General features: G+C 69.9%; 9 protein-coding genes. 5 read left to right on the top strand and 4 right to left on the bottom strand.

Annotated features, from left to right (window positions below):
* Window positions 1–12: 12 nt before the first annotated feature.
* From AMD30_RS01310 to AMD30_RS01300, 3 genes are read right to left on the bottom strand one after another with little or no spacing between them, the layout of a single operon-like run.
* On the bottom strand, window positions 13–918 hold the full coding sequence (locus AMD30_RS01310; protein WP_014928118.1) for an ABC transporter permease: 906 nt from the start codon (window positions 916–918) through the stop codon (window positions 13–15).
* Window positions 915–1,685, bottom strand: a complete 771-nt coding sequence (locus tag AMD30_RS01305) for an ABC transporter ATP-binding protein (RefSeq protein WP_014928117.1) — start codon at window positions 1,683–1,685, stop codon at window positions 915–917. The genes AMD30_RS01310 and AMD30_RS01305 overlap by 4 nt, the downstream gene beginning before the upstream one ends.
* On the bottom strand, window positions 1,685–3,019 hold the full coding sequence (locus AMD30_RS01300; protein WP_055474458.1) for an amidohydrolase family protein: 1,335 nt from the start codon (window positions 3,017–3,019) through the stop codon (window positions 1,685–1,687). Before AMD30_RS01300 ends, AMD30_RS01305 begins: the two co-directional genes overlap by 1 nt.
* Before the next feature lie 216 nt (window positions 3,020–3,235).
* Here AMD30_RS01300 and AMD30_RS01295 point away from each other — a divergent pair, with 216 nt between their 5' ends.
* The 3 genes from AMD30_RS01295 (at window position 3,236) to AMD30_RS01285 (ending at window position 6,184) form a co-directional block, all read left to right on the top strand.
* Complete coding sequence (locus AMD30_RS01295; protein WP_010842770.1) at window positions 3,236–3,841, top strand: helix-turn-helix domain-containing protein; 606 nt, start codon at window positions 3,236–3,238, stop codon at window positions 3,839–3,841.
* A gap of 70 nt (window positions 3,842–3,911) precedes the next feature.
* Window positions 3,912–4,877 (top strand): PDR/VanB family oxidoreductase, encoded by a 966-nt coding sequence (locus AMD30_RS01290; protein WP_055474457.1) that lies wholly within the window; start codon window positions 3,912–3,914, stop codon window positions 4,875–4,877.
* The gene (locus AMD30_RS01285) at window positions 4,874–6,184 is read left to right on the top strand and encodes an amidohydrolase family protein (RefSeq protein WP_156354129.1); all 1,311 of its coding nucleotides are present in this window, start codon (window positions 4,874–4,876) and stop codon (window positions 6,182–6,184) included. The genes AMD30_RS01290 and AMD30_RS01285 overlap by 4 nt, the downstream gene beginning before the upstream one ends.
* Before the next feature lie 220 nt (window positions 6,185–6,404).
* Here the strand turns inward: AMD30_RS01285 and AMD30_RS01280 are convergent, their stop codons facing one another.
* Window positions 6,405–6,881 (bottom strand): cupin domain-containing protein, encoded by a 477-nt coding sequence (locus AMD30_RS01280; RefSeq protein WP_055474552.1) that lies wholly within the window; start codon window positions 6,879–6,881, stop codon window positions 6,405–6,407.
* Window positions 6,882–7,043: 162 nt separating this feature from the next.
* On the opposite strand from AMD30_RS01280, the gene AMD30_RS01275 reads away from it, so the two are divergent.
* Both AMD30_RS01275 and AMD30_RS01270 read left to right on the top strand, forming a co-directional pair.
* Window positions 7,044–8,135, top strand: a complete 1,092-nt coding sequence (locus AMD30_RS01275; protein ID WP_035718281.1) for an alpha/beta hydrolase — start codon at window positions 7,044–7,046, stop codon at window positions 8,133–8,135.
* Window positions 8,136–8,172: 37 nt separating this feature from the next.
* On the top strand, window positions 8,173–12,432 hold the full coding sequence (locus tag AMD30_RS01270; protein WP_055474456.1) for a non-ribosomal peptide synthetase: 4,260 nt from the start codon (window positions 8,173–8,175) through the stop codon (window positions 12,430–12,432).
* Window positions 12,433–12,495 lie beyond the last annotated feature (63 nt).

The raw sequence follows: 12,495 nt of genomic DNA, 5'->3' as shown, positions 1-12,495 counted from the left end.
GTGGGGGTCGGGTCAGCGCTGATACCAGCGTCCGACGATGCGGTTGCCGAGCCACCCGAACAACCAGAAGACGGCCACGCCGAGAAGTGAGGCGAGCACGATCGAGGCGAACAGTTCCTCGGCCTGCAGTCGCGAACGATAGTTGTCGATCAGGATGCCGATGCCGGGATTGCCCTGCTTGAAGAAAAAGTCGCCGACGATCGCACCGACCACCGACAAGCCCGCCGAGATCCGCAGGCCGGCGAAGATCGCCGGCATGGCGGCGGGGAACTCCAGCTTGCGCAGGACCGTGACGCGGCTCGGATGGTGCAGAGCGAACAGGTCACGCATCTGCCGGTCCACGGACCGCAGGCCGAACAGGGTGTTGGACACGATCGGGAACAACGAGATCAGCACGCAGACGAAGACGCGTGCGCTGAAGCCGAATCCGAACCAGAACCCGACCAGCGGAACGAGTGCGAGAATCGGGACACACTGCAGGACAACGGCGTAAGGGAACAGTGCGTTCTCCATCAGTCGCGACTGCGACATGATCACCGCCCAGGTGATGCCGATCACGGCGGCGATGGCCAAACCCGTCAGCGCCACGGTTGCCGTGCGGCTCAGGGCCTCCCACATCTCCTGCGCGGCGTCGCCGAGCAGGCCGTCGGTGACGACCTGATGCGGTGGCGGCATGAGGAATCGTCGTCCGGGGTCGAGCACCGCGTAGCTCACGAGATACCAGGCGCCGATGACCAGTGCCAGGACGACGAGCGGTGCGGCGATCCCGACCGCCCTCGAGCGAGCGCGGCCCCGACGGCTCGTGCGCGTGGCCACGGCGAGTTCGGTGGTTGACCCGGGGTCGGGCGCACCGGCCTTGCCGGGCTTCGGGGTTCTCACGCTCGGTGTGGTGTCGGTGCCGGTATCGGGGGCGGTCATGAATGTGCCTCTCGGAGTGCGCGTGAGATCCTGCCCGCGATCGCGCCGAACTCCGGCTCGAAACGCAGGTCGGGTGCCCGGGGATAGTCGAACGGGACCTCGATCTCGTCGACGATGGTCCCCGGTCGCCCAGACATCACCAGGACCCGGGTGGACAGGAACGCGGCCTCGGCGACCGAGTGCGTGATGAACAGGCCGGCAAAGCGTTTGACGGCGAACAACTCCGTCAGATCGGTTCCGAGCCGCTCACGGGTGAGTTCGTCGAGGGCGGCGAAGGGCTCGTCGAACAGGAACAGGTCGGGGTCGAGGGTCAGTGACCGGGCCAGCGACACCCGCATCCGCATGCCGCCGGACAGCATGTGCGGCAGGTGCTTGTCGAAACCGGTCAGCCCGACCGTTTCGAGAGCGGCGCGAACTCGCTCGCGCCGTTCGGCTTTCGGCGCGCCGTCCAGTTCGCCGAGCAACGCGACGTTGTCGGCCACCGACCTCCACGGGAGCAGGGTCGCATCCTGGAACACGTACCCGATACGCGCGGCACCGCTCTGCAGGTAGCCGTCGGTGATCGTCTCCAGTCCCGATGACAAGCGCAGCAGGGTCGACTTGCCGCACCCGGATGGCCCGACGACGCTGACGAATTCGCCCTCACGCACGGTGAGGTTCACATCCCGGAGGGCATGGGTGCCGTCCGGGTAGGTGAGCTCCACGTGTTCGAAGCCGACGAGTGGGTGACCGAGTGCCGGCCTGGGGGTCGTTGCTGGTGAACTCATCATCTCTCCAAACCGACGGGGGATCTGCCCGGCGCAGACATCCCGGCTGGGTGTACTCCTGCTGGGGACAGTTCTGCTGGGGACGAAACGGGCGGCACCGGGAAACTGGTCCAGCTGGTGGTCTCGGTGCGCGCGACCGGGGCGCCGTTCACGATGACGACCCGGTCGGCCGGAGCGGTCGCGATGACCTCGGTGAGGTCGTTCCCGCGGATCGCGACGAGGTCGCCGCGCGCGCCGACAACCGGTCCCGCGGGCTCGAGTCCCAGCACGGCACGCGCCTCGGAGGTGACCATTTCCATTGCCGTGTGGGGATTCTGATGCGCCGCGGTGATCAGCAGGGCAGCTGTCTCCAGGTGGTCGGCCCGCCCGACGGGATTGAACGGGTCACGGATGTTGTCCGCGCCCCCGACGACACGGACGCCGTGGTCGCGCAGGACGTCGATCGGGGTGATTCCCCGGCGGCCGGCCGAAGGACCATGGCGGCCTTGGAGATACAGGTTCGTCACCGGCAGTGCGACGACCGAGACGCGGGCGCGCGCGAGAGCCCGGGCGACCCGTTGCAGGTCGTCGGTGGCCAGGGTGTCGAGGCGGCAACAGTGGCCGGCCGTGCGGACACGGTCTTCCGGCCAGTCCGCCACCCGATCCGCGAAGGCCTCGATGGTCAGGTGGTCGCCGTCGAGGAACTCGTCGACGTGCAGGTCGGCGCCGATGCCGCGCGCCTCGGCCAGATCGAGCAGCCTCGTGAGTTCGAGGAGCGGATCGTCGGCGATGTGTGGGGCGCCGCCGACCAGATCGACGCCTGCGTCGAGCGCGGCCTCGATGTGCGCGGTGGGCGCCAGTGGGCTCGCCAGTACCGCGACCTGGATGTCCATCAGCCCGCGCAGGTGATCCCGGATCTCGGTGAGGACACGGACGGCGCGCAGGGGGTCCTCGTGTGGGAGCACGTCGGCGTGGGTGCGCACCGCGGTGATCCCGTTCCGCAGCATGGACGAGGTCGCCTGCAGCGCACGGGTCCGGAAGGAGTGCTCGTCCAGGGCGACACTGCCGGCCCGCCAGGAAGTGATCGCGTCGGCGAGATCGCCGCTCGGGGGCGACAATTCCGACCAGGACAGGGCCTTGTCGAGGTGGGCGTGGGGTTCCGCCGCGGGTGGCAGGAGTAGGTGACCACCCAGATCGAGCCAGCCGGGACCGCGCGGTGTGTCGGGAGAGAACGGCGTGACGGCCCGGACCCGACGGATGCCGTCGGCATCGGCCGACAATTCGACGTCGACCACCGAGCCGTCGGGCAATGACCCGGTGATGCCCGGGACGGGCGCGGTCTGCGGAGCCTGCATACGGAAACTTCCTCGAGGACTTCGGTGGCGTGCAACGGTGCACGTGAGGTCGGTGGTCCCGCTGTGGCTGGGGTCGGCGGGGGTGGGGCGGTTCGTGATACTTGTTGATCACGTCAACACGACCGAATATAGGAACGCGCTGTTGCCGCGACGTTAACCAGCGCTGCGGGCGTGTAACCATCGATCCGACTTTCGCCGGAGGAAGGGTGTGGGCACATGGCGCTCGACGAGCCGGATCTCGCGCAGGCGTCGCTGGGTGCGGAGATTCGCAGACGACGCAAGCAACACGGTCTCACGCTGGCGAATCTGGCTGCGCAGGCCGGTATCTCGCACCCGTTCCTCTCGCAGCTCGAACGCGGTTACGCGCGTCCCAGCATGACGACCCTGGAACGGATCGCGCGGGCCCTGGACACGACCCAGGTGAGTCTCATGCTGGCCGCCGACCCCGCGCATGTGGCGGGAGTCCCGTCGTCGGCGCCCGTGGGTGCGCAGCTGGTGCGTGCGGGAGAAGGTGCGATCCTCCCGCAGGCCGGCGACAACGCCGGATATGCGCGCCTGCTCGTCCGGGGGGACGCCGCGTTCTTCCCCCAGGAGCAGTCGTTGAACAGACGGGACTACGGCGAGTACTTCCAGCACGACCAGGACGAATGGCTGCACGTCGTCGACGGCGAGATCGAGGTCGATCTCGGTGACGGCAGTGTTCTCGAATTGCGAAGAGGCGACAGCCTTTACTACGCTGGCGGAATTCCCCACCGATGGCGGCTCATAGGTCGCGAGGCCGCTCGCCTGGTCGTCGTCCAGGCGTCGGCGCAGGTGTCCTGACCCGGGTCGGTGGGGGTGGTTCCCGTGGCTGGGAATCCCGGCGGAGATCATCGTATCGAGGAGATCTCCGATGTCTTTGTCAGCAACCGACATCCAGGACACCGTGCGTGTACGCGTGGTGTCCCGGCGCCGACTCACCAGTCGGGTGGACGAATTCGTCCTCGCGCCGGTGGGGGGCGCGGCGCTCCCGCCGTGGACCGCCGGATCGCACGTCGATCTGCACACGCCCGCCGGGCCGGTGCGGCAGTACTCCCTGTGCTCGTCGCCCGACGACACGAGCACCTACCGAATCGCTGTCGAACGTCGCCTCGACAGCCGCGGCGGGTCGATCTCCGCGCACGACGACATCGAGGTGGGCGCCGAGGTGACGATCGGTCTGCCGCGCAACCACTTCGCGCTGACGCGCGCACTCGGCTACGTGTTCGTGGCCGGTGGTATCGGCATCACTCCGGTCCTCGCCCTCATGGAGCAGGCGCATCGATCCGGCCGGCCGTCGCGGCTCGTCTACGTCGGGCGGTCGCGGGCGGAGATGGCATTCGTCGACGAGATCGAGTCCGGGTACCCAGGGCTGGTCACCGTTCACGAGTCCGGTCGCTCGGGCCGCCTGGATCTCGGTGATGTGCTTGGCGGGTTGCCGCGCGGTACCGCCGTGTACACATGTGGTCCGCCGTCGATGCTGGATGCGGTGGCGCGCGTGTGCGAACCGCAACCGGCGGTGGATTCGTTCGCCGAGACGTTCACCGCGACGACAACGGAATCCGCGGCGAACACCGACTTCGAACTCTCGCTGGCCTTCTCCGGCGTGACCGTGACGGTGCCGCACGACCGCACCATCCTCGACGTCCTGGACGGACGCGGGGTCGTGGCACCCTCGTCGTGTCGCGAGGGAATCTGCGGAACGTGTGAGACGGGGGTGGTCAGCGGCGAGGTGGACCACCGGGACTCGATCCTGTCCCCGGAGGAGCGGTCCGAGAACGAATCCATGATGATCTGCGTGTCTCGTTGCACGAGTGGTCGTCTGGTGCTCGAACTGTGACCACCACCGTGCTCACCGGGGCGGCCGCGGTGATGCGCGACGCCTCGATGGTCACCCGCGACCCGGTCGTCGTCGAGGACGGACGGATCGGGGACGCGGCCGGCGAGCAGGCCCGAGCGGATGAGGTCGTCGACGTCTCGGGGTGCGTCGTCACACCCGGTCTCGTGAATGCCCATCACCATCTGTTGCAGACCGCCTTCCGGTCGCGCCCGGAGAGCCGGTCCGTCCCGATGCCGCAGTGGCTCGGCCTGATGGCGCAACGCTATTCGTCGGTCGGTGTCGATCCCGAGCTCACCGCCGCGGCAGCAGCAGTCGGACTCGCCGAATCACTGCTGTGCGGGGTGACCACGGTGGCCGATCACCATCTGACCTGGCCGCGCGATCAGGACCCGGTCGCAGTGGCCGGCGGGACGATCGGCGCCGCGGCGCGAGTCGGCGCGCGGTTGGCGTTCGTCCGGGGCACCGCCCGTGACGACCCGGATCTCGCTGCCGCGTCGGTCGAGGACATCCACGGCACGTACCTGGGCGCGGCGACCAACGGCACCAGCGCCGACGGCATGCTCCAGCTGGCCGTCGGCCCGTCCGGCGTACATGCCGACGGGCCGGAGACCTTCGCGGCACTCGCCGAGGTCGCGTCGAGCCTGGGTCTACGTCGCCGTACGCAGGCCAACGAGCAGGTCGACGTGCAGATCGCCGCGGAACGATACGGGCGCCGTCCCCTCGCACTGCTCGACGAGTGGGGTTGGCTCGACGACGACGTCACCGTGGCACACCTGTGCGACATCACCGACGACGAAGTGTCCCTCCTCGCGAGATCGGGAGTGTCGGCGACCCATGCTCCGGGATGCGACGTACCGATGGGATGGGGTGTCGCGCGCGTTGCCGCACTCATGTCCGCGGGGGTGCGGGTGGGCCTCGGCACCAGCGGCGGCGGTAGCAACGACGCCGGACACCTGATCGCCGATGCCCGTCTGGCCGTGCAGGTCTCGGGCTTGATCGGCGAACCCGTCACGGCCCGTGCGGTTCTCGCGATGGCCTCCGAGGGTTCGGCCATGGGCCTCGGCCGCAGCGAGCTGGGGCACCTGCGACCCGGCGCCGCCGCCGACCTCTGTGTGTGGGACTGCTCGGACGTCTTCGACGCCGGGGTTCCCGACCCACTCGACGGCCTCCTCTGGGCGGCCCCGGGACGGCGACCCCGCGACGTCATGGTCGGCGGGCGGTGGGTGGTGCGCGACGGCCGACTTCTCACCGCGGAATCCCGAACGCTCGCAATCGAACTCGGCGCCCTGCTCAGCCGGCGGCAGTGACCTGCTCACTGATCCGTGAGGTGCGCGAACCTGCTCCTGAGGTGCGAGCGACGTGGCCCCCTGCTCCCTGAGGTGCGAGCGAAGCGAGCCTCGAAGGGCCTTCGCGAGGCGGGTTGCGAGCCCCTTCGTGGCTCGTCGCTTGCGCTCCTCGCACCTCAGGGAGCGGAGGGGCTTTGCTTGCGCTCCTCGACCTCAGGGAGCGGAGGGGCGTCGCTTGCCGTCAGGGAGTGGCCGTCGCGCACGGCGGCGCCGGCGAGTCCTCGGAGAGCGGCTTGTTCAGTGGCATCAGGTACAGGACGTCGAGGATGACCGGAGTGGTCCCGAGGTTGGTCCCCTCGTGGGTGTTTGCCTTGCCTCCGGGCTCCTGGATGATCTCCCCGGTCCGGTAGACGACGGGTTTGCAGTCGGAGCCCGGGTGAGTGAGCGTGCCCTGGCGGACCAGACCGATGAGCGTGCCGTCGTGGTAGTGCCAGCCGGTGGTGCCACCGGGCGCGATGGTGATCTCGCGGACCTCGACGTGCACGCCGTCGGGTACGAAGGGCAGGAGGTCCGCCGGGATGTCCGCCTTGGCCAGGCTGACCGCCGAGATTCCGGAGGAGGGCGTGGCATTCGCCGTCGCCGACGACATCGCGAGGGGTGTCAGGAGAGCGGCCGCGGCGGCGAGCGTCGCGACGGCGGTGCGCAGGAGAGGTGTCATCGTCCGACCGTACGTGGGCAGGGCGGAGGGCATAACCGATTCGTCCGATTCCGCTGTGGGACAGCTCTGGACGATTGACCAGAACTGTCCGGAGTACGCCGGTGATGTGCATACGATGACGGAGTCGGCTGGATGACCCGGCCCGAACCCAGGGAGCCATGGATGTCTCGCTTGTCCAACGCCGTGATCGCGGGTGGTGCCGCCGTTCTGTGCCTCCTGCTCGGCGTTGGGGGGCTGCTCGTGCCGTCGGCCGGCGCCGCGGGCGCGGACACCCTCGCCGGGGTCGGCTACGCCAAGGCGACCGCGGGTGCGCCGTACCGGGAGACCTGGGTGTCGCCGCGGAACCTGGTGGTGTCGGTGTGGTCGCGGTCCATGCAGACCCAGGTCCCGTCGCTGGTGCAGACGCCTGCGAACCGCAACCAGGCCGCGCCGGTGATGTACCTGCTCAGTGGATCGTCGGGCGGCGAGGACGACGACGACTGGACGCACGCCACCGACGCCAACGCGTTCTATGCCAACAAGAACGTGTGGACCGTCACCCCGATCGGCGGTGCTGCGAGCTACTACGCCGACTGGCGCCGCGTCGACCCCGCCGCGAACTTCCGGTTCGGCGTGAAGACGTCCCGGCCCCTGCGGTGGGAGACCTTTCTGACCTCGGAGTTGCCCGCCGCCTTCGAGAACGCGCACGGGGGACGATCCGGGCCGATGCGCTCGCGCGGCGTCGCGGGTATCTCGATGGCGGGTACCGCGGTGCTCCGGATCGCCGAGAACCACCCGGGGTTCTATCGAGCGGTCGGCTCCTACTCGGGATGCGCCGACACCGCATCACCCACCGGACAGCTGCTGCTGCGCAACGTGGCGTTCGTCCCCGGACTCGCCGACGCCAGCAACATGTACGGTCCGCCCGGCGACCCGCAGTGGGCGGCGCAGGACCCGGTGATCAACGCCTACAAGCTCGCTCGTCGCACCCCCGCCCTGTGGATCAGCGCGGCGACGGGCTTGCCCGGCGCACATGACAACCTGTCGGACCGGCGCGTTGCGGGCAACGTGGGGGAACTCGCCGAACAGGTCGCCGCCGGTGGTTTCGCCGAGGCCACTGCGCGTTCGTGCACGGTGACGATGGCGAATCGCCTCGCCGCACTTCGCATCCCGGCCGTCGTCCGGCTCCCGGCGACCGGCACGCATTCCTGGGGGTACTGGGAGGACCAGATGCATGAGTCGTGGCCGATGTTCGCCCGCGCGCTCGGAGCGTGACACGGCCGACCGGACGACGTCCGGGGGGCGATCCGCGATGACCGTGACGCGCCGCGGCCTGTGGCTCTCGCAACTGCTGCACCCTGAGGTCTCGCACGTCGTCGCATTCGGCCTGACCTTGCGCGGCCGGCTCGACGCCGATCGACTGCACCACGCTGCCGGCGCAGTGCTCGACCACGTCGGCTGGTGCGACGTGCGTCTGCACCCGGAACGCTCACCGGGCGAGGGTCATCCGCAGCCGCTGTGTCCCGCCGGTTCCGGGCTGGACCCGGTGGAGAACGTGGACCTGTCCGCGTGTGTCGACCCGGCGGCCGCGAGCGAGTCGCGTGCGCAGCGTTTCCTCGACGACCCCGCAGGTGCCGACCTCGGACTGCCGCTGTTCCGCAGCGAACTGCACGTTCTCGGTCCCGACTCCCACCGCTGGATCGTGCGCGTTCATCACGTGCTCACCGACGGCGCCGGAGCCCTGCGGGTGATGGCGCACATCGCCGGTGTCTACGCGGGAACCGCGCGGCCCGACGAACTGTTGCTCGCCGACGATCTCGAACTCGAAGCCGATGAGAAGGCATACCGCGACTCGCGACGACGAGTGACCGACGAGGAACACTGGGCGCGAGAACTCGACTGCCTCGAACCGTCCCTGCTGGCCGGGCCCGTCGCGCATCTCACGTCGTCGATCGCGCGGGTCACCGAGACCCTGAGCAGTCCGCGTGTCGCATCGGCGGCGGAGTTCGTCGCGGCCTTCGCAGGTCTGTGCGCCCGGCTCCTCGACACCCCGGACGTGGGGCTGAGTCTTCCGGTGGCCGTCCGAACGTCGGCGGCACGATCACGGGCGGTGCAGCCCGTCTCGAACGTCGTGCCGTTGCGCCTCGACGGAATCGGGGACCGTGACGCCGCGCAGGCGGTCGCCGATGTGTCGTCGGCCCTGATCGACGCACTCCGCCGTCAGCGTTACCCCCGCGAGGACATGCTGCGAAACCGGCAGGGGCTTAATGGTTTCGGTGCAGTGGTCAACCTCCTGCCGGGTTTCGAGTCGCCCGCTGTCGACGGCCTGCACTGGGGACTCGAGCTGATGCGGACCGGACCGATCTCCGACGTCGCGGTGACCCTGCACCCCGCGGACCAGGAAGGGCGTCAGGCGGTGACCTGGGAAGCCCCGGCGGCAGTCGTCGACGCCGACGCGCTGGCCACCCTTGCCCGGCGCTTCGACCGCCACCTCACCGCGACCCTGCACGAACTGGACGGCGGCGCCCGGGTTCCCGACGACTCGGTGTTCGTCGACGGGGAATGGGAGCGGTTCCGGTACCGGAGCGGACCGCCGGCGCCGCCGTTCGTGCCGACCGTGAGCCACCTCGAGGACTATCGGTCGTCGAATCCAGAGGCAGTCGCGATCATCGACGGTGAGGTGTCGGTGTCCCGGCGCGAGTTCGCCCTCCGGGTGGATCGGGGGACTCGGCTGCTCATGTCGGCCGGGGTCGGTGCGGGCGACCGCGTGGCGGTGTCGATCGATAGGTCGGTGGCCTCGATCGTCGCGTTCTGGTCGGTGCTGTGCGCGGGCGGCGTGTGGGTGCCCGTCGGCGACCCGTTCGCACCGGAGGCGAGGACGCGGGATCTCGTCGAACGCTCCGGCGCCGAAGTCGGGTTGTGCACGCCGGGCACCGCACGCCCGGGCTCGGTCCGGTGGCTCGACCTCGAGCACGACGACCCCGGCTCACCGATGGCAGGCCGGTCGCGCGGCCTGGAATGCGGGCCCGACGACGCCGCCTACCTGCTGTTCACCTCAGGATCCACGGGCACACCGAAAGGCGTGGTGATGCCGCACCGCGGCATTCCCGCCCTGGTCGCGGAGATCCGACAGACCTATGCGCTCGCACCCGGGTCGCGCATCCTGCACGCGTCGTCCCCGACCTTCGACACCGGCGTCGTGGAGATGCTGTGCGGGGTCGTCTGCGGGGCGACCGTCGTCGTCGCGCCGAACTCGGCGTCCGGTGGTGAGGCCCTCGCCCACCTGATCCGACGACACCGCGTCAGTCACCTCATCGTCACGCCGTCGGTCCTGGACACGCTGCCCGTCGACCTCGCCGACGACCTCGTGCAGGTGATCATCGGCGGTGAAGCCCCCTCGCGGCGCCTGGTCGACACGTGGTCGGGTCGTGTTCGACTGAGGAATGCCTACGGACCCACCGAAACCCGATGCAGCATCAACATCTCCGGACCGTTGGCCCCGGGCAGGGCGATCACCGTGGGTCCGCCGATGGTGGGGGTGAGCGAGGCGGTCCTGGACCGGCTGGGGCGGTCGCAGCCTCCGGGCGCGCTGGGCACACTCCACTGCGCGGGACCGCAGCTGGCCGACGGCTATCTCGACGACCCGGTGTCCACCGCGGAAGCTTTTGTCGCGTGCACGTTCTCGACCGGGGAGACGATGTACCGGACGGGAGACCTGGCGCAGTGGTCCGGCGCGGGTGAGATCAGCCTGCTGGGACGGCGTGACAAGCAGGTCACCCTGCGCGGGCTGCGCATCGAACTCGCCGAGATCGACGCCGCGCTCGGGCGGTGCGCCGGCGTACGGAGCTCCGCGACGATTCTGCGGGAATTACCCTCGGGCCGAACCGCATTGGTGTCGTTCGTCGTGCCGCGTGATTCCGGAACGGACCCCGACACACCCGGTCTACGCCGCGCAGTCGCCCGTGTGCTGCCGTCGTACATGGTCCCGGCCCTCGTCGTGTGCATCGACGCGCTGCCCCCCACCGGCAACGGCAAGCTCGACGTGCGAAAGCTGGCGGAGTACCCGCTCCCCCGCAGCCGGTCCGCGCGGGGACCGGTGGGGTCGCACGAGACCCTGCTGGTGCGGGTCGTGGGGGAGACCCTGGGCACAGATGCGGTGGATCTGTTCGCCGGCTTCCTCGAGCAGGGCGGCGACTCCCTGGCGGTCATGCGGGTCGTCGGCTTGCTCACGGCGGCAGGGCATTCCGAGATCGGCCCCGACGACGTGCTCACCGCGCCCGACCTGGAGACGCTGGCGCAGCGGATGGTCGAGCCGGTGGGCCCGGACGTCGACACACGTCGACCGGTCGCGCTCGACGAGGACCGTCCTCTCACGTCCGCGGAACGGACGGTCGAACGCGCGCCGGGACATCCGCACGGGCAGCTGATCCGCCTCGGCTGGGTTCCACCCGAGGCCGGGCGGCCCACTGCCGTCGAACTGCGAGAGTTGCTCCGGACGTTGGCCGATCGGCACCCCGCCCTGCGATCGATCTATCCGGACACCCCCGCCGGGCCGGTGCAGCGGGCGATGGCGGGCGGCGCCGACGCGGCCGTCGATGCCGCCGTGCAGATCGTTCCACTCGCCGAAGCCGGCCCGGACCCAGGGCGGGACGACCTGCGTGCGCTCGCCGAACAGATGTCGGCGTCGCTGGATGTGCGGGTGGCTCCACCGTTCTGCATGCGGATTCTGGCGGATGCCGACGGCGGTGTGACGGCTGCGGTCGCGGTGTTCCATCACATTGCCGTGGACGGGCACTCGCTCGGAGTGCTCGCCACCGAGGCCGACCTCATCGCTCGCGGAGTGAACATGCCCGCTGCGCAGTCGATCTCGTCGCCGACACGGACCGCCGACGACGCGGTCGACGGGCGGTGGTGGAAGGAACTGCTGGGTGCGCCGGCCGACCGGACCTTCACCCTGGACGGTCTGGACCCCGTCTCGTGCGAACAGTCCGCGGCCCTACGCCGTCGGGCTCTCGTCGACGCCGACACCTACGCGCAGTTCCGCACTGGTGCGTCCGAGCGCGGTATGACCCCGTTCGAGGCGTTCGGGTGCGCGGTGTCCGTGGCGCTGGCACGGCTCACCGGGCAACACCGGGTGATGGCCGCCACCGCGGCGTCGAAACGGCCGGCGGGTGCCGACGGCATCGTGGGCGATTTCGTCATATCCGCGATGACGCCGCTCGACGCCCGAGAGGATGTGCGCGACTCGGTGGAACGCACCCGCCGGTGTATCGCCGCGGCGACCGCGCCGATGGAAGACGTGCTGGACGTACTGGGAAAGCCGGTCGTCGACGGGCGGCTCTTCCCGGTTCCGGTCCTGCTCGGCTGGACCCCGACGATCACCCCGCCCCGTTCGGGCGGTGACCTGTACGTGTTCCCGCCGCGGACCTCGCGGTGGATGCTGCAGATCGAGGGCTCGCCGACCGCGCGAGGGGAGCTGCAGGTCATGGTGACCGGCGCGGCCGCCGCACTCGATGGGTCCCGGGTCGAGCAGGTGCTCGCCGAGGTCGTCGCCTGCGTTCGCCGGGCGTGACGCGAGCGAGCCCGCGCGCACGGGTCACTGAACGCAGAACACCCCGCGGACAACTCGCCCGCG

It is taken from the genome of Gordonia sp. HS-NH1, assembly GCF_001418765.1.
Classification (GTDB): Bacteria; Actinomycetota; Actinomycetes; order Mycobacteriales; family Mycobacteriaceae; genus Gordonia.
This window is presented reverse-complemented; position numbering and strand designations above follow the sequence as displayed.